Origin of the sequence: Micromonospora sp. NPDC048894, from assembly GCF_040649765.1 — a bacterium.
GTDB classification, from domain to species: domain Bacteria; phylum Actinomycetota; class Actinomycetes; order Mycobacteriales; family Micromonosporaceae; genus Micromonospora; species Micromonospora antibiotica.
Map to the genome: position 1 here is coordinate 124,327 of NZ_JBEZFY010000005.1, position 17,758 is coordinate 142,084.

Annotated in this window: 10 protein-coding genes and 1 pseudogene; 8 read left to right on the forward strand and 3 right to left on the reverse strand. The window is 71.9% G+C overall.

The genetic code is table 11. The annotated features are described in order from the left end of the window. Positions 1-415: 415 nt before the first annotated feature. The 5 genes and pseudogenes from AB0C22_RS12715 to AB0C22_RS12735 all read left to right on the forward strand — a co-directional run bounded on the left by AB0C22_RS12715 (position 416) and on the right by AB0C22_RS12735 (position 4,819). Positions 416-1,009 carry a hypothetical protein gene (locus AB0C22_RS12715; protein WP_219464411.1) on the forward strand — a complete coding sequence of 198 codons (594 nt, stop codon included), beginning with the start codon at positions 416-418 and terminating at the stop codon, positions 1,007-1,009. A 340-nt stretch (positions 1,010-1,349) separates the two neighbouring features. After that, a pseudogene (locus AB0C22_RS12720) lies at positions 1,350-1,550 on the forward strand (hypothetical protein); the annotation flags it as partial. A gap of 825 nt (positions 1,551-2,375) precedes the next feature. Then, positions 2,376-4,034 (forward strand): sodium:solute symporter family protein, encoded by a 1,659-nt coding sequence (locus AB0C22_RS12725; protein ID WP_208568442.1) that lies wholly within the window; start codon positions 2,376-2,378, stop codon positions 4,032-4,034. Between the two features lie 31 nt (positions 4,035-4,065). Beyond that, positions 4,066-4,371, forward strand: coding sequence for a hypothetical protein (locus AB0C22_RS12730; RefSeq protein ID WP_208568441.1), 306 nt, complete (start codon positions 4,066-4,068; stop codon positions 4,369-4,371). A gap of 73 nt (positions 4,372-4,444) precedes the next feature. Continuing rightward, a complete protein-coding gene (locus AB0C22_RS12735) occupies positions 4,445-4,819 on the forward strand; it encodes a hypothetical protein (protein ID WP_219464415.1) in 375 nt (124 codons plus the stop codon). 203 nt (positions 4,820-5,022) lie between these two features. On the opposite strand, the gene AB0C22_RS12740 is transcribed toward AB0C22_RS12735, so the two are convergent. Beyond that, a complete protein-coding gene (locus AB0C22_RS12740) occupies positions 5,023-6,822 on the reverse strand; it encodes a glycoside hydrolase family 6 protein (protein WP_357534965.1) in 1,800 nt (599 codons plus the stop codon). Positions 6,823-7,369: 547 nt separating this feature from the next. On the opposite strand from AB0C22_RS12740, the gene AB0C22_RS12745 reads away from it, so the two are divergent. Next, positions 7,370-8,389: a hypothetical protein gene (locus AB0C22_RS12745; protein ID WP_357534967.1), complete on the forward strand. Its 1,020-nt coding sequence runs from the start codon at positions 7,370-7,372 to the stop codon at positions 8,387-8,389. Next, the gene (locus AB0C22_RS12750) at positions 8,376-9,113 is read left to right on the forward strand and encodes a class F sortase (protein ID WP_357534969.1); all 738 of its coding nucleotides are present in this window, start codon (positions 8,376-8,378) and stop codon (positions 9,111-9,113) included. The genes AB0C22_RS12745 and AB0C22_RS12750 overlap by 14 nt, the downstream gene beginning before the upstream one ends. 100 nt (positions 9,114-9,213) lie before the next feature. Here AB0C22_RS12750 and AB0C22_RS12755 read toward each other — a convergent pair whose 3' ends face one another. After that, positions 9,214-14,289: an NAD-glutamate dehydrogenase gene (locus AB0C22_RS12755; RefSeq protein ID WP_357534971.1), complete on the reverse strand. Its 5,076-nt coding sequence runs from the start codon at positions 14,287-14,289 to the stop codon at positions 9,214-9,216. 339 nt (positions 14,290-14,628) lie between these two features. Between AB0C22_RS12755 and AB0C22_RS12760 the strand changes: the two genes are divergently transcribed. Further along, positions 14,629-16,590, forward strand: a complete 1,962-nt coding sequence (locus AB0C22_RS12760) for a penicillin-binding transpeptidase domain-containing protein (RefSeq protein ID WP_357534973.1) — start codon at positions 14,629-14,631, stop codon at positions 16,588-16,590. A gap of 62 nt (positions 16,591-16,652) precedes the next feature. Here AB0C22_RS12760 and AB0C22_RS12765 read toward each other — a convergent pair whose 3' ends face one another. Next, the gene (locus tag AB0C22_RS12765) at positions 16,653-17,738 is read right to left on the reverse strand and encodes an arginase family protein (protein ID WP_357534975.1); all 1,086 of its coding nucleotides are present in this window, start codon (positions 17,736-17,738) and stop codon (positions 16,653-16,655) included. Between the last annotated feature and the right edge of the window lie 20 nt (positions 17,739-17,758).

Sequence of the window (17,758 nt, forward strand, 5' to 3'; positions counted from 1 at the left end):
CGCCCGGGCGGGAGTGTCGGCGGTGACGCCGGTACCGGCCGGGCGGTCCGGCATCGACGCCGGGCACCGGCGCGGCGCCTTGGGCAGGATACGTAATCCTGACGCTCAGCACTACCGTGCGTCTCCCGCCGTCACCGCTGCGTCGCCGCCGCCGGACCCGCCGTCGCGGCCCGGCGGATCGGGTCGCACCCGGGTTGATCAGGCATCGACGACACCCACCACGACCACCGACGACCCGTCGGCTGGCCCCGGGTACCGGCGGAAAAAACGTGACCGGGCCGCCCGCCCCGATCGACCCCGGACGTACGACGTGACCGGTTCGTCACGGTCCGGTGCGAACCGGCGAAGGAAATTCGCCGGATCGGGATTGGTGATCAGTGCGGGGAGGGAATACCGGAGGGTGAAGGAGGAGGCCATGTCGCCCACGCAGATAGTCCTACTGGTTCTCGTCGTCCTGGTGGTGGCGGCGCTGGTCGCCGTGGCCGTCGTGGCCAACCGACGACGCGCCCTCAGGTCCCGGTTCGGCCCCGAGTACGACCGGGTGGTCGCGGAGCAGGACAGCCGCAGCGCCGCCGAACGCGAACTGCGCGAGCGGGAGCGCCGGCACGCGGAGCTGACCCTGACCCCGCTCAGCCCGCAGGACCGGGCCCGGTACGCCGCCGCCTGGGAAGAGTTGCAGGTCCGCTTCGTCGACTCGCCGGCCGAGACCGTCGGCGACGCCGACGAGCTGGTCAGCCAGCTGATCACCGACCGGGGTTACCCGACCGGCGAGTTCACCGAGCAGGTCGCCCACCTCTCCGTGGAGCACGCCCGCACGCTGACCCACTACCGGGAGGCGCACGAGATCCGGCTGCGCAACGAGCGCGGTGAGGCCGGCACCGAGGACCTCCGCCAGGCCGTCGTCCACTACCGGGCGCTCTTCGCCGACCTGCTCGGCGAGGACCCGGTCGGGCACCGCCCGGCGCAGCAGCAGCACCCGGACCGCCCGCAGGACGCCACCACCCGCTGAGGAGAACCCCACCATGCGCCAGGACGAGCAGCAGCTCCACACCGACCACCCGGAGGTCGTCCGGTCCACCCCGGTGGCGGTGCCACCCCCGGACGCGGAGGACACCGACACCGCCGGCCGGCACGGCCGGGACCGGCACGCCGGGACGCCCGAGGACGCGCTCGACGACCGGGGCATCTTCGACGACCCGGGGGCCGACGGCGACCTGGACACCACCCGCCCGTACCCCGTGGACGACGCCGACCGGGACGGGCTGGACGACCGGCACGACCGGGACGCGCTGAGCGACCGGGACGCGCTGAGCGACCGGGACGACGTGACCGGTCCCGACGGTGACCGGCGGCCGGAGTTCCACGAGCCGGCGCCCCTGCCGACCGCCTTCGGCGCGACCAGCGTGGGTGACGCGGTGGCCGCCTCGGCCCTGGCCGGCGGGCGACCGCAGGACGAGCGGGACGCCCGGGACGAGGACACCGTCGCGCCCGGCGACGGGGCGCCGGGGCAGACCGGGCCGTTCGACGACGAGCGGGCCGACCCGACCGCGGCGGACCGGATCCACGACCGGGACCGTTGGTCGTCCGGGGCCACCGACCCGCACCCCACCGCCGAGGACACCGACCTCCCGGCCGCCGACCGAGCCACCACCGCCGACCCGGACACCACGACGGACCGCGCCGCCGCCGACCTGGACACCACGGGCGGCCCGGACATCACGGGCGGCCCGGACACCACCGCCGCGCCGGGCACCACGGCCGGCGGCGTCGTGACGGCGGCGGCAGCAGGCGGCGCGGCCGGCGCGGTCGCCTCGGCCGACGCCGGCCGGTCGGCGAACAGCACCGTGCCCAGCGACGCCGCCACGCTGTTCGAGGCGGACGCCGCGCAGGGCTTCCGGGACCGCTGGCGCGACGTCCAGCTGCGGTTCGTCGACGATCCCCGGGCGGCCGCCGGCGAGGCGCAGTCGCTCGTCGAGGAGGCGATCGGGGCGCTGTCCAAAGCGCTCGCCGCGCAGAAGGAGAAGCTGGGGGGCTGGCAGGGTGCCGGCGAGGCCGACACCGAGCAGCTCCGGGTGGCGGTCCGTCAGTACCGCGACTTCCTGGACCGGGTGCTGGGCCGCTGAGCCGACCCGGGACAGCCGGCCGCCGCCCCGCGCGGACCATTGCGTCCCAACGGCGGACCGGGCCGCCCGGGCCCGACCTACCGACCAACCCTGACGACCACCGCGGCACCACTCGACGCCCCGGCCGGAACACTTCCGGCCGGGGCGTCGTCGGAATCACCGCCGAATCCACACGGACGGTGTGAAACCCCGCACGGTGGGTAATAGCGCGCTCGGCGGGTGCCGACGGCGCGATCAGAGGGGTGGCGGGCGATGGACGGTGCCGGGCTCAGACTGAACATGAACGTGCTGGACTACGGGATCCTGGCGCTCTACTTCGTCACCGTGCTGGGGGTCGGCTTCGCCGCCCGCCGGGCGATCCGCACCAGCGTCGACTTCTTCCTCTCCGGGCGTTCGCTGCCCGCCTGGGTGACCGGCCTGGCCTTCGTCTCGGCCAACCTGGGCGCCCTGGAGATCATCGGGATGGCCGCCAACGGCGCGCAGTACGGCATCATGACCGTCCACTACTACTGGATCGGCGCCGTACCGGCGATGATCTTTCTGGGCATCGTGATGATGCCGTTCTACTACGGCTCCCGGGTGCGCAGCGTCCCGGAATACCTGCGACTGCGGTTCAACCGGCCGACCCACCTGCTGAACGCGATCAGCTTCGCGGTGGCCCAGGTGCTGATCGCCGGGGTCAACCTGTACGCGCTGGCGCTGATCATGCAGGCGCTGCTCGGCTGGCCGCTCTGGCTGGCGATCGTCATCGGGGCGGCGATCGTGCTGGCCTACATCACCGTCGGCGGGCTGACCGGCGCGATCTACAACGAGGTGCTCCAGTTCTTCGTCATCATCGCCGGGCTGGTGCCGATCACCGTCATCGGCCTGGTCAAGGTGGGCGGCTGGGCCGGCCTGATGGACTCGGTCCGCGACTCCAAGCTGGGCGAGGCCGGGCTGCACGCCTGGGAGGGCACCGGCAGCACCGCCAACCCGCTCGGCGCGCACTGGCTGGGCATCGTGTTCGGGCTCGGTTTCGTGCTCTCCTTCGGCTACTGGACCACCAACTTCGCCGAGGTGCAGCGGGCGCTGTCGGCCAAGAACATGAGCGCCGCCAGGCGTACGCCGATCATCGCCGCGTACCCGAAACTGGTCATCCCGGTGGTGACCGTGGTCCCGGGCCTGATCGCGCTGGTCACCGTCAAGGGGCTGGGGGCCGAGTCCGGTGACCTGGTCTACAACAACGCGATTCCGCTGCTGATGCGCGACCTGCTGCCCAACGGGGTGCTCGGGATCGCGGTCACCGGCCTGGTCGCCTCGTTCATGGCCGGCATGGCGGCCAACGTCAGCGGCTTCAACACCGTCTTCACCTACGACATCTGGCAGGCGTACGTCCGCAAGGAGCGCTCCGACGACTACTACATCCGGATCGGTCGGATCGCGACCGTGGCCGGGGTGGTGGTGGGCATCGGCACCGCGTTCATCGCCGCCGGGTTCAGCAACATCATGAACTACATCCAGGCGCTGTTCTCCCTGTTCAACGCCCCGCTGTTCGCCACCTTCATCATCGGCATGTTCTGGCGGCGGATGAGCGCCCTGGCCGGTTTCTGGTCGCTGCTGGCGGGCACCCTGGCCGCGCTGGCGACCTACCTGCTCTACAAGGCCGGCGTGGTGCACTTCAACTCCGACCTGGAGGAGAGCTTCTGGGGCGCGGGCATCGCCTTCGTCACGGTCGCCGTGGTGGCGGCGGTGGTCACCCCGCTGACCCGACCCAAGCGGGCCGAGGAGTTGCAGGGTCTGGTCTACGGCATGGGCGGGATCGACCTGAAGGGCGACGTGCTCGCCGGGGACCAGGTCTGGTGGCGTTCGCCGGTGCTGCTGGGCGCGATCGCGCTGGTGCTGGCCGTGCTCTTCTACATCCCGGTCTTCTGAGCCCGGTCCGTCACGAGAGGGAGGCGCAGGCGTGGACCAGCACAGCGAGCGGGCTAACGACCCGCAGGTCGTCGAGACGGAGAACGAGCGCAAGCGGTCCGCCGCCGCCCGGCTGTTCGACATCCGCCGGGTCATCGGTGGTCTCTTCGTGGTGTACGGGGTGATCGTCGGCCTGGTCGGTCTCTTCGACTCGGCTGCCGAGATCGACAAGGCGCAGGGCGTCCGGATCAACCTGTGGGCCGGGCTGGCGATGTTGGCTTTCGGGCTGTTCATGCTGGCCTGGCAGTGGCTGCGGCCGGTGGTGCCGCCCACCACCGAGGAGGCCCGGGAGGTCTGATCCGCCCCGGCATGGCGTCGCCCGGACGGGGTACCCGGGGCGCGGAACGCGTCTGGGACAGGAGGGCGGCACCATGACCGATCGTGACCCGAACCGACCGTTGGAGGAACGCCCGGAGGTGGCCGCCGCGGTGGACGACGACTCCACCGTGCCGCAGCTGGCCCGGGGCGGCGGTGGGCCGGCCGACCCGTCGTTCGTCGCGCCGGGTGACCAGCCCGGCGCGTCGACCGAGGAGCTGATCGGTGACCCGTACGCGGCGGGCACCGGGGCCACCGGGACCGGTACGGGGGCCGGTGGGGACAACATCCGCACCGGGGCCGAGCAGCCCTGGGAGCCGGAGGACCTGGTGATGGCGCGCGGGCAGGACCTGACGCCGCAGAACCTGGAGCGGGCCCGCCGGGACCTGGCCGAGTTGGGCCGGGCGGCGGTGGAACGAACCGTGCCCTGAGTCCCGCCGCGGTCGCCTCGCGCCCGGTGGGGTGTGCGGCGACCCGGGGACCGGGAGACCGGGGCCCCACATGACGACCGTCCGGTCCCGGCCCGGGGGCCCGGGGAGACGGGTGGGCCCCCGGCCCGACCTCTCGGTCGGACCGGGGGCCCGGGTGCGCCCGCCGCGTCAGTGCCTCACTCCAGCCGCGGCGGGCTGGTTCGTCAGAGCGCCGGGTAGGCGTTCTTCATGAGCTCCTGGAACTGGGCGGAGAACCAGGCGCCGGAGATCGGCGCGTTGGGCAGGGCGCCGCTCATGCTGTTGCCGTTACGGGCGTTACCGGTGTAGGTCGGGTCGCACATCCGGTCGAAGCCCTTGCCCTCGTTGTTCGGGATGAGGGAGCTGGAGCCGTCGGACTCACCCGGGGGCTTCACCCAGACGTAGGCGTCGATGCCCGGCTCGGGGTTGGCCTTCGGCCGCTCGCCGAGACCCGCACCGACCTGGTTGCACCAGTTGCCGGCGTGGAAGCGACGGTCGATGCGACCACCGTTGACGTAGGTGTCGACGCTGGTCGTCGCACCCGGGCCGGTGGGCCGGGCGGTGCCGCCCCAGCCGTTACGGGAGGTGTCGATCAGCATGCCGATGTTGCTGTTGAAGCCGACCGAGATCAGCTTGGTGCGGAACGCCTGGGCGAACGACAGCTCGTCGACGTAGAAGTTCCAGTCGATCCACTTGGACTGGCGGACGGTCTGGCCGTTCACCGAGTCGGTGATCTTGATGTACGGCTCCTTCAGGGCGGAGTAGTTCGCCGTGTTGGTGATGAAGCCGTGCACGTAGTTCACGTTGCTGCCGGAGGCGACGGCAGCGGTCTTCAGGATGTCGGCGGTCGGGCCGAAGTTGGTGTCCCAACCCAGCCAGCCGTGGTGACCAGCGTCGATGTAGTTGTAGACGTTACCGATCGCGCCCAGCTTGGCCAGGGCGTAGCCGACACCGTTGACGTACGCGCCGTTGGCCTTCACCACGTCGCACTGCACCGTGCCACCGGCGTTGCCGGAGGTGTTGGTGACCAGGTTCGGCAGCGAGTCGATCTCGATGATGTTGACGATCCGCAGGCTGGCGTACTTGGCCTGGCTCTGGATCGCGGCGATCGGGTCGATGTACTCCGCCTTGTAGCGCGGCAGTTCGTCGGCGGCCAGCTCACCGTTGGAGGCGAGCGCCGAGCAGTCCCGGCCGGGCAGGTTGTAGATCACGAACTGGATGTAGCCGGCACCCTGGGCCAGGGCCGCGTCCAGGTGGTCCTTGACGCCCATCGCACCGTTGGAGCTGCTGTCGGTGGTGCCGTTGATCGCGGCGATCCGGTCCAGCCACACCGCGGTCGGGTTGTTGGAGACCCGGCTGCCACCGGCCTCGGCGTCCGCCTTGGCCTTCCACTCCGGGTTCACGTACCCCTTGACCCCGACGTAGGGGTTGTCCACCTTCTGCCCCGGCGGGGGCGTGGTGGGCGGCGGGGTGGTGGGCGGCGGCGTCGTGGGCGGCGGGGTGGTGGGCGGAGGCGTGGTCGGCGGAGGCGTGGTGGGCGGAGGCGTCGTCGGCGTGACGCCGCCACAGACCACCCCGTTCAGGGTGAACGAGGCCGGCTTGGGGTTGCTGCCGCTCCACGAGCCGTTGAAGCCGAGGGTGGTGCTGCCGCCGCGACCCAGCGAGCCGTTGTAGGACTCGTTGGTGGCGGTCACGTTCTGGCCGCTCTGCGACCACTTGGCCGACCAGCCCTGGGTGACCCGCTGGCTGCTGTTGGGGAAGGTGAAGCCGAGGGTCCAGTTGCTGATCGGGTCACCCACGTTGCGGATGGTGACGTTCGCGGTGAAACCGCCGGACCAGTCGTTGGTGGTGTAGTCGATGCTGCACTGGGTGGCGGCCTGCGCCGCGGTGACCGGGATGGTCACCAGCCCGCCCGCGACCAGCACGCTCGCCCCGGTGAGGGCGAACGCCCGGCGTCGGGCGGACAGACTTCTCCACAGATTCATGCCTTTTGCACTCCTTGGGCGAGACCGGCACCGCATGGGGACCGGCAAGTGGCGCGTGAGCGTCCTGGGGTACGGACGAGCCCGGCGCCAACGGGACATCTCGGGGGGTGCCCGACCCGGAGGGCGGGCATGGTGGTGGCGAGCTGCACCGGCCCCGTGGGACCGGTCGGCGGCGACGTCGTCCGGTGCACCGGTTGCCCTCGACATCTGCCGTGCGCGGTGTGGCTCCCCGAACCGCGTGCAGCGATTCTTGCATGGGAGCGCTTCCATGGCAATGGCTCGATACTTGGCGGCAACCTGGCGGCAACGCCGGACCGACACCCGGGGCCCTGGCGAGCCTATCCCCGCCCAGCTCGGCCGGCAGGGCACCAACCGCCCCCCGAGGCGGCAAATGACGACACAAGCGCTCTAGCTCCCTTAAGCCCCGCATCATCGGTAAAGCCGAAAACACGAATCTTTCCCCGAATAAGTCGTGAAACGGTCTAACGTCGGTCATAGCTCGACTGTCGTCGGGCTCAGGACAACAGGGGATGGAGTGACGCAGGTCATGGCTAACAAGATGCTCGGGAAGGTTGTCGCGGGTGCCGCTCTCGGTGGCGCGTCCCTTCTGGTGTTCACGCCGGGGATCGCGTTCGCGGACGGTCACCACGACGGCGAGAGCCGGGACGGCAAGGTCATCGCCAAGCCACACGTCGTCAAGCCCGGCGACGAGGTCAAGCTCATCGAGATCTGCCCGGAGGCACAGGAACACGCCTTCGTCTGGTCCGAGGTCACCGGCAAGGTCAAGCTCAAGCCCGAGGGCCGCGGCGAGGACCACGGCAAGGGCGACGAGCACGGCAAGGGCGAAGAGGGCAAGGGCGAGGACCACGGCAAGGGCGAAGAGGGCAAGGGCGAGGACCACGGCAAGGGCGAAGAGGGCAAGGGCGAGGACCACGGCAAGGGACCCGACGGGAAGGGCCCCGACGACAACGGCCCCAAGCCGCAGCCGCCGGCCGAGGGTGGCCAACCCCCGGCTGACGGCGGGCAGCCGCCGGCCGACGGCCGGGGCGGTGGCTTCATGGCCGCCGACCAGGGGCCGGACCATGGCGACAAGGGCGACGAGGGCAAGGGCGAGGAGCACGGCAAGCCCGGCGAAGAGTCCGGCGAGCACGGCAAGCCCGGCGCCGAAGAGGAGCACGGCAAGCCGGGCTACGGCGAGGAGTCCGACGAGGACGACTGGCTGGGCCACGACGAGTACGGCCAGGACGAGGAGTACGGATACGGCAAGGGCGAGGAGTCCGACCACGGCAAGGACGAGGGTGGCTGGGAGCACAAGAAGGACTTCGTCTACTACGGCGAGGCCGAGGTCTCCGAGCACGCCCGTCCGGGCCGGTACGAGCTGAAGGGCTCGTGCGGCGAAGGCGAACTGGTCGTCCTGCCGAAGGGCCACGTCGACGGCGGTGACGGTGGGATGACCACCACCGCCGCCGACCGGAGCATGGCCGTCGGCGGAGCGGGCATGATCGGCGCGGCTGCCCTCGGCGGCATCGTGCTGATGCGTCGGCGTCGGGCCGATGAGCTCGGCTGACCCGACGGCGACACGGGCCGGCGGCCGTCACGGGAGACCGTGGCGTGCCGCCGGCGCGGCCGTCGTCGTCCTGCTCGCCATGGCCGGCTCCGGCATGGTCGGCGCGTCACTGCGCACCACGCCCCCGCCGCGCCCCCCACAGCCGGCGGCCCAGGGTGCGCCGCAGACCACCCCGGCGACCACCCCCGCCGGGGAGACCGGGCCGGTCGACGACCCGGACGCCCAGGTCCCCGCCGACGCGAGCGTGCCACCGGGCCCCGATCCGCTGCTCCGGGCCGCCCCCACCGCCATCGTGATCCCGCGGATCGGGGTCGACGCGGAGATCATGCCGCTGGGCACCAACCCGGACGGCACGGTCCAGGTGCCCCCGCTGGACCAGGCCCAGCGCGCCGGCTGGTACGAGCCGGGCGTCAGCCCCGGGGAGACCGGCAATGCGGTGATCGTCGGGCACGTCGACTCGGCGAAGCTCGGGCCGGCGGTCTTCTTCCAACTCGGCGCGCTCCTGCCGGGCGACACCATCACGGTGTCCCGGGCCGATGGCGGCGTCGCCATCTTCACCGTCGACGAGGTGCGTTCCTATCCCAAGGACCAGTTCCCCACCGAGCTGGTGTACGGCCCGAACGACCGACCCGGACTGCGGGTGGTGACCTGCGGCGGCCAGTTCGACCAGGGCGCCGGCAGCTACCAGGACAACGTGATCGTCTTCGCCACCCTGACGTCCTGACTCCTACCGCACCTCCCGGCGGGACACCGCCGGCCGAGCACACCGGTGCCGCGCCTGCGGCGGGACGAGGATCCCACCGCAGGCGCGGCCGGTGTCACGGTCAGGCGGCGGCGGACGTCCGGACCAGGGTGCGGATCTGCCGCAGCAGCACCGACAACGAGGCGAGGTCCGCCCGCGACTCGTCGAACTCCCCCATCGCCCGGTGCGCCCGGTGGATCGAGGTGGCGTTCGACTGTTCCCACTGGAGCACCCGCTCCTGCGGCGGCAGGTCGCCCGAGGTGGAGTCGAGCACCTCCCCGGTGAGCGCGGCCAGCGCGGCGTACAGGTCGTAGCGCAACGCCATCCGGGCCAACGTCTGCCAGCGGTCCTCGCGCGGCAGCAGGGAGATCTTCGACAGCAGCGAGTCGACCCGGAACCGGTCGGAGAGCACGAAGTAGACCGAGGCCACCTCACCGACGTCGCGGCCACTGGTCCGCGCCGTCTCCACCACGTCCAGCAGACCGAAGCTGTACATCAGCCGGGTCGCCTGCTCGGCCAGGCCGGCCGGCAGCCCCCGGGCGGTCATCGCGTCGATGTGCTCCCGCAACGACTCCCGCTCGCTGCCGTGGAACCGGTCCTGGAGGTCGGGCAGTAGCCGGGCCACCCCGTCGCGGAGCCGCTCGATCTCGGCCGGCACGTCGATCGGCGAGCGCCGGTTGGTCACCAGCCAGCGCACCGCCCGGTCGAGCAGCCGCCGGGTGTCGAGGTAGACGCTGGTCTGCAACTCCGGCGAGACCTGGTTGTCCAGCGCCTCGACCGCGTCCCACAGCTCCCGCAGCCCGAAGACCTCCCGGACCACCACGTACGCCCGGATGACGTCGGCCGGCGACGCGGCCGTCTCCTCGACGACCCGGAAGACGAACGAGATGCCGCCCCGGTTGATCGCCTCGTTGACCAGGACCGTGGTGACGATGTCCCGACGCAGCCGGTGCTGGGCCATCCGGTCGGCGAACCGCTCGCGCATCGGCGTCGGGAAGTAGTCGACCAGCACCCTGGTCGTCCACTCCTCGTCCGCGAGGCCCTCGGCGAGGATCTCCCGCTCCAGCACGATCTTGACGTACGCGAGCAGCACCGCGAACTCCGGCGCGGTCAGCCCGGACTCGGTGCGTACCGCCAGCTCCTCGTCCGGGGGCAGCGCCTCCAGCGCCCGGTCGAGCTGACCGGCCCGCTCCAGTTCGCTGATCATCCGGCGGTGCACCGGCAGCAGCGAGGCGGCCTGGGCCTGCGAGTTGTTGATCGCCCGTGCCTGGTCGTAGTTGTCCCGCAGGACCAGCTCGGCGACCTCGTCGGTCATCTGGGCCAGCAGCTCGTCACGGGCGGGGACGTCCAGCGCCCCGTCGGCGACCGCCGTGTTCAGCAGGATCTTGATGTTCACCTCGTGGTCGGAGCAGTCCACTCCGGCCGCGTTGTCGATGAAGTCGGTGTAGATCCGGCCGCCGGTAGACGCGTACTCGATCCGGCCGAGCTGGGTGCAGCCCAGGTTGCCGCCCTCGCCGACGACCCGGCAGCGCAGGCTCCTGCCGTCCACCCGGATCGCGTCGTTGGACTTGTCGCCCACCTCGGCGTTGGTCTGGCTGGACGCCTTCACGTAGGTGCCGATGCCGCCGTTCCAGAACAGGTCCACCGGCGCGGTGAGGATCGCCTTCATCAGCTCCGGCGGGCTGAGCTGGGTGACGTCGTCGGCCAGGCCGATGGCCGCCCGCACCTGAGGGGTGATCGGGATCGACTTGGCCCCGCGCGGGAAGATCCCGCCGCCTTCGGAGATCAGCTTCGGGTCGTAGTCCTCCCAGGACGACCGGGGCAGCCCGAACAGCCGCTGACGTTCCCGGAAGGAGGTGGCGGCGTCCGGGTCCGGGTCGAGGAAGATGTGCCGGTGGTCGAACGCGGCCACCAACCGGATGTGTTCGGAGAGCAGCATCCCGTTGCCGAACACGTCGCCGGACATGTCGCCGACGCCGACCACGGTGAAGTCAGCCGTCTGGGTGTCGTGGCCCAGCTCGCGGAAGTGCCGCTTGACCGACTCCCAGGCCCCCCGGGCGGTGATGCCCATCTTCTTGTGGTCGTAGCCGGCCGAACCGCCGGAGGCGAACGCGTCACCCAGCCAGAAGCCGTGCGCCGCCGAGATCTGGTTGGCGATGTCGGAGAACGTCGCGGTGCCCTTGTCCGCCGCCACCACCAGGTACGGGTCGTCCGGGTCGTGCCGCACCACGTCCACCGGCGGCACGATGTCCCCGGCGACGATGTTGTCGGTGACGTCGAGCATCGCGCCGACGAACTCCTGGTAGCAGGCGACCGCCTCGTCCCGGTCCCCCGGCTTCTGCTTCAGCACGAAGCCGCCCTTGGCACCCACCGGCACGATCACCGCGTTCTTCACCATCTGCGCCTTGACCAGGCCGAGCACCTCGGTGCGGAAGTCCTCCCGCCGGTCGGACCAGCGCAGCCCGCCCCGGGCCACCGCCCCGTAGCGCAGGTGCACGCCCTCGAACCGGGGCGAGTAGACGAAGATCTCGAACCTGGGTCGGGGCGCCGGCAGGTCCGGGATGGCCTGCGGGTCCAGCTTGAACGCCACGTACGGCTTGGGTCGCCCGTCGGCGCGCTTCTGGTAGAAGCTGGTCCGCAGGGTGGCCTGCATCAACGTCAGGTAGGCGCGCAGGATGCGGTCCTGGTCGAGGCTGGCCACGTCGTCCAGCGCGACACCGATCGCGTCGACCAGCTCGCCGCTGCGTTCCCGGCGTTGCTCCGCCTCGCGCCCGTCCGGGGCGAACCGCACCTCGAACAGTTCCACCAGCAGCGCCGCGATCCGCGGGTACGCGATGAAGGTCTGCTCCATGTACTCCTGGGAGAAGACCGCCCCGGTCTGCCGCAGGTACTTCGCGTACGCCCGCAGCACCACCACCTGCCGCCAGGTCAGGCCGCCGCGCAGGACCAGCTCGTTGAAGCCGTCCACCTCGGCCTCACCCCGCCAGGCGGCGGCGAAGGCGTTCTCCACGTGCGGGCGCACCTCGGCCAGCTCCTGGTGCCCCTCGGGCAGGCGCAGCCCGAAGTCGTACAGGAAGACCCGGCCGTCGATCCGGTCCACCTCGTACGGGTGCTCGTCGACCACCCGTACGCCCAGCGAGTGCAGCACCGGCAGCACGGCGGAGAGCATCATCGGCTCGCCGTACCGGTAGACCTTGAACCGGACGTCCATCGCCTCGTCGGCCCCGGCGTCGCGCTGCCCCGGCCGGGGCGCCCACTGCTTACGGAACAGGTGCATCTCCAGCTGGCCGGGCTCCTCCAGCAGCTCCAGCTTGGCCAGGTCCTTCATCGCCTCGTACGGCGTGTGCCCGTCCTTGTAGCCCTCCGGGAACGCGTCGGCGTACCGGACGAAGAGCCGTTTGGACTGTTCGTCGCCGAGCTTGCGCTCCAGCACCAGCCGGTAGTCGTCGTCCCAGAGCCGGGTGGCGTCGGCCAACTCCTCGGCGAGCAGGTCGGCGTCGATCTCCCCGGGCGGCCGGTTCGGATCGGTCCGGACGATGAAGTGCACCCGGGCCAGCATCGACTCGGTGACCCGGGTGGTGTAGTCCACCCCCACCCCGTTCAGCTCACGCAGCAGGATGTCCTGCATGCGCAGCCGGTTCTGGGTGGTGAACCGGTCCCGGGGCAGGTAGATCAGGCAGGAGATGAACCGCCCGTACGCGTCGCGGCGCAGGAACACCCGCAGCTGCCGGCGGCCGGCCATCCGCAACACCCCGACCACCGCGTGGTACAGGTCGTCGGTCTTGATCTGGAACAGCTCGTCGCGCGGGTAGGTCTCCAGGATCTGGAGCAGGTCCTTGCCGGAGTGGCTGCGCTGACTCAGCCCGGACCGGTCCAGCACCTCGGCCACCTTGCGGCGGACCACCGGCAGCTCCCGCACGCTCGTCCGGTAGGCGGCGGTGGAGAACAGGCCCAGGAACCGCCGCTCGCCGACCACCCGGCCGGCCTCGTCGAAGATCTTGAAGCCGATGTAGTCCAGGTAGGCCGAGCGGTGCACGGTGGCCCGGGAGTTCGCCTTGGTGATGATCAGCAGCCGCTTCTCCATCACCTTCTCGTGCGCCTCCGGCGTCATCGACGACAGCGCGCGCGCCTCGGGCGAGTCCGACCGCAGGATGCCCAGGCCGGTGCCGAGCACCGCCTCCAGCGCCGGGCCGCCCTGCCCGCCGGAGTCGACCAGCCGGTACTCCCGGTAGCCGAGGAAGGTGAAGTGGTCGTGGGCCAGCCAGCGCAGCAGCTCCACCGAGTCGGTGATGTCCTTTTCCGGCACCGGTGGGCGGTCGTTCGCCGTCCGGGCGGTGGACAACTCGTCGGCGAGCGCCAGGGCCCGCTGCCGCATCTTCGGCCAGTCCTCGACGGCCTCCCGCACGTCGGTGAGCACCCGCTGCAACTCGCGGCGCAGCTTGTCCCGCTGGTCGGCGTCCCGGACCGGGTCGATCTCGATCCGCATCCAGCTCTCGACCAGGTCACCGGCGATCGCGTCGTCCGGCTCCACGTCGGCGGAGACCTCGGTCAGCCGGCCCAGCGGCTCCCGCCGCACCACCACCAACGGGTGCACCAGCAGGTGTACATCGAGGTGGTGGGCGTTGAGCAGGGCGGTCACCGAGTCGACCAGGAACGGCATGTCGTCGGTGACGATCTCGACGACGGTGTGGTGCTGGTCGGCGTCGGGGGGCAGGATGCGCAGCTTCAGCTCACCCGGCACCCGCTGCTGGGCGAGGTCACGGTGGGCCCGGGCGGCGTCGAGCATCTCCTCGGCGGTGAACCCGATCAGCTCCTCGTCCGGCGCGAACCGCCAGAACCGGCCCACCAGGGTCGCCGCGTCGTGGTCGTCACCGGCCAACGCCACCGCCTGGGCCACCAGGCGCTCCGCGTTGGGCACCGGCTCGTCGAGCTCGGCGTCCTCCACGTCGTCACCGAGCGCTTCCACCGGAAGCCCCAGGTCGTAGAGGGTGTCGATGCTCGAACCGGTCAACCCGGTCACTCCTGTGTCGAGTCGACCGTAGCCGTCCCCGTCGATCGGCGGGCTGTCCCCGTCGGTCACCGAATCGAAGCTGTCGTCCCGGCCGGTGTCAGTCTGCCGGAGGTCGGGTCCCGGTTTGATCGCCGGACGCCGGTCCATGGGTGCCACTCCCCTCGACGACCCACCGCGTTGTGGGTCACTCTGCCGCCCCACCTTAGGCCCTGCCGTTCCGGTCATCGGTCGGCGGACCGTCGGCCGGACGTCCGGTCCGCGACTCCGGGCCGGTCGCCTGTTGCAGATCCACGTCGGCCGGCTGCCGAGTACCCCGCTGTGGGATGTTCACAACACCCGGGGGCCCACCTCTTCGCCCTGCCCACCGGGGCGGGAAGGGCGTCGACCGCTCCCGCCCGGCGACCCGGTCCGGCCGCGCGGGGCGGTACGGGCGGCCGCCGCGTACTAGCGTGCAGGGCAGCCCGCCACCCGGAAGGTGCCAGCTCCATGCCCCTGTCGTACCCGTACCACCGCCCCGGCACTCCCCTGCGGCGGGCTCTCGCGGCCGTGGCCGCCACGGTGCTGGCGGCCGGTGCCCTCGTCGGCTGCTCCGGCGACGACGACCTGGCGGGCAGCGTGGACGCGTTCCTCGCCGGCTGGCGCAGCGGCAAGCTGGACAAGGTGGGATTTGTCGACCCGACCGGCGCGAGAGTGCCCGCCGCGACCGTCACCGAGCAGATCAAGGCACTCTCCGGCGATCTCGCCACCACCGTGCCCACCCTGGGTCGCGCCGGGGACGCCGAGGTCACCAAGAACCTCGCCACCGCGAAGGTCGACATCAGCTGGGCGTTGCCGGGCGGGGCCACCTGGGCCTACCAGCGGCCGGTCCGGCTGCGGCAGAACAGCGGCGACGACCGGTGGCAGGTGATCTGGGAACCCCAGGTGCTGCACGAGCAACTGGAGAAGGGCGACCGGCTGGCGCTGCGGCGGACCGCCGCGCCCCGGGCCGGGGTGCTCGACGGCGCGGGGCAGCCGATCGTGGCACCCCGCCCGGTGGTCCGCATCGGCGTGCAGCCGGGCGAGGTCACCGACGCCAAGGCCCTGGTGGGAGGGCTCGATGCCGCGTTCAAGGCGGTCAAGCCGCCGATCAGCCCACCGGTGGACCTCAGCGACCTGCCGCAACGGCTGCGCGACGCCGATCCGGGCGCCTTCGTCGAGGTGGTGACGTTACGCGACGAGGCGTACCGGCAGATCCGGCCCCGGATCTACGACCTGCCGGGGACGAAGTTCCGGGCCGAGAAGCTCGACCTGGCCCCCACCCGGGAGTTCGCCCGCGCCCTGCTCGGCACAGTCGACCAGGCGCAGGCCGACGACCTGGCCGCCCACCCCGACCGGTACGCCAAGGGTGACCTGGTCGGCCACGGTGGTCTCCAGGGCCGCTACGACGAGCGGCTGCGCGGTGCTCCCGGCACCATCGTGGAGATCCGCCGACCCACCCCGGAGGGCGGCAGCACCGTCGTCACCGAGGCGTTCCGGCAGGACCCGACCGCCGGTAAGCCGGTCCGTACCAGCCTCGACGTGGCCGTCCAGAACGCCGCCGACGGCGCGTTGCGGGCGGAGAAGCGGCGGTCGGCCCTGGTCGCGGTGCGGATCAGCGACGGCGCGGTGCTCGCCGCCGCCAACGGCCCCGGAGCGGCCGGGGAGAACCTGGCCTTCACCGCCCAGGTGCCGCCGGGCTCCACCTTCAAGACGGTCAGCGCCCTCGCCCTGCTGGACAAGGGCGCGGTGACCCCACAGACCATCGTCGACTGTCCCAAGACCCGCGCGGTGGACGGTCGGCCGTTCAAGAACTCCGACGACTTCGTCCTCGGCAAGGTGCCGTTCCGCACCGACTTCGCCAAGTCCTGCAACACGGCCTTCGTGGCGCTGGCCCCGCAACTCGGCCCGGACGGGCTGGCCGCCACCGGCCGTACCCTCGGCCTGGAGGGCAGCTGGGACCTCGGCGCGGACGTCTTCACCGGCAAGGTCTCCACCGGCGGCGCCCCCACCGAGCAGGCCGCTGCGGCGATCGGTCAGGGCACCACCGTGGTCAGTCCGCTGGCCATGGCCGGCGCCACCGCCGCTGTCGCCCGGGGCCGCTGGGAGCAGCCGAAGCTGGTGCTCGACCCGGCCCCGGCCGCACCCGCCGAGGCCGGCCCGTCGTTGAAGGCCGAGTCGGTGGCGGGGCTCAAGACGATGATGCGCGAGGTGGTCACGGCCGGCACCGGCAATGCGCTGTCCGACGTGCCCGGTGGCCCGGTGTACGGCAAGACCGGCACCGCCGAGTACGACAACGACCCGGCGCACACCCACGCCTGGTTCGTCGGTTGGCGGGGGGACGTCGCGTTCGCCGTCTTCGTCGAGCAGGGCGGGTCGAGTACGGCCAGCGCCGTCCCGATCGTCGAACGCTTCCTGCGCGCCCGCCCCTGACCCGCCCCGGCGGGCGCTGTCGGGGCGGTGGAGCGCAACGTCGACCCTTCCGGGGATCGTGCTCAGGCGACCGGCTCTTCGGCACGCCCCGGCACGTCGGCCGGCCCGGAAACAGCCGGCCCGGAGGCGAAGGACTCGGGAACGGACGGCCCCGGGACGGATCGTCCGGAGTGGGACGGGCCGGGATCGGTGGGGTGTGGCTGGGGTGGCAGCAGTCGGGGCGCGACGGCGTCCGGGGCGACCACCGGGGCCAGTCCGGCGACGACCGTGTTGACGATCTCGGCGGCGTACGCACCGTCCGGGTCGTAGTCGGGGTCGAAGACGGTCAGCTCGACGCCGAGGCAGTGTGGGGTGTCCACCAGCCCGGCGAGCAGGATCTCCAGCTCGGCGAAGGCGATCCCGCCGGGGTCGGGGGCGTCCACGGCCGGCATCACCGCCGGGTCGAGCACGTCGACGTCGATGTGCACCCAGTAGCCGGCGCAGTCGGCCAGTTGCTCGTGCGCCCACTGGGCGCTGCGGGCGGCCCCCTCGGCGCGCAGGGCCGGCACCGGTCGGGTGGTGATCCCGGCGGCTTGGAGGTCGAGCCGGTACTCGTCCTGTGCCCGGATGCCGAGCACCACCACGTCGATGTCCCGGAAGTACGGTCGACGCCCCTCGATCGCGGCCAGGTCGGCCTGGCCGCGCCCGGTCACCAGGGCGAGGTCCTCGCCGGCTGCCGCACCCACGTAGGAGGCGTTGCCGGGGTGCCGGAAGTCGGAGTGGCCGTCGACGAAGACCAGCCCGATCCGCCCGCCGACCGCCTCGCCGAGCCGGTGCATGGCCAGCGCCGAGCCGAGCAGCACCGAGCAGTCCCCGCCGAGGACCAGGGGGAACTCGTCCCGGTCGATGATCGCGCTGATCCGGTCGGCCAGCGCCGTCGAATAGCCGGAGATCTCCCGGGCGTGGCAGACCCCGTCACCGGGCCGCCAGTCGCCCGGGTCGTACCGGGGGGCGGTGAGGCAGCCGGCGTCCCGGGCGCCCAGTCGGGCCAGCAGCCCGTGGTCGCGCAGCGCGCCGGGGGCCTTGCCGCAGCCGGGGACGGAGGTGGAGGTGGGTGGGCGCAGACCCAGGTTGGTCGGCGCGTCGAGGACGGCGATTCGGCGCATCACAGGCTCCCGTCCTCGATGGG

Bases quoted from the DNA above. Each gene is read 5' to 3' on its own strand.
- AB0C22_RS12715 (WP_219464411.1), top strand. From the start codon at position 416: ATGTCGCCCACGCAGATAGTCCTACTGGTTCTCGTCGTCCTGGTGGTG.
- AB0C22_RS12725 (WP_208568442.1), top strand. From the start codon at position 2,376: ATGGACGGTGCCGGGCTCAGACTGAACATGAACGTGCTGGACTACGGG.
- AB0C22_RS12735 (WP_219464415.1), top strand. From the start codon at position 4,445: ATGACCGATCGTGACCCGAACCGACCGTTGGAGGAACGCCCGGAGGTG.
- AB0C22_RS12740 (WP_357534965.1), bottom strand. From the start codon at position 6,822: ATGAATCTGTGGAGAAGTCTGTCCGCCCGACGCCGGGCGTTCGCCCTC.
- AB0C22_RS12745 (WP_357534967.1), top strand. From the start codon at position 7,370: ATGGCTAACAAGATGCTCGGGAAGGTTGTCGCGGGTGCCGCTCTCGGT.
- AB0C22_RS12750 (WP_357534969.1), top strand. From the start codon at position 8,376: ATGAGCTCGGCTGACCCGACGGCGACACGGGCCGGCGGCCGTCACGGG.
- AB0C22_RS12755 (WP_357534971.1), bottom strand. From the start codon at position 14,289: ATGGACCGGCGTCCGGCGATCAAACCGGGACCCGACCTCCGGCAGACT.
- AB0C22_RS12760 (WP_357534973.1), top strand. From the start codon at position 14,629: ATGCCCCTGTCGTACCCGTACCACCGCCCCGGCACTCCCCTGCGGCGG.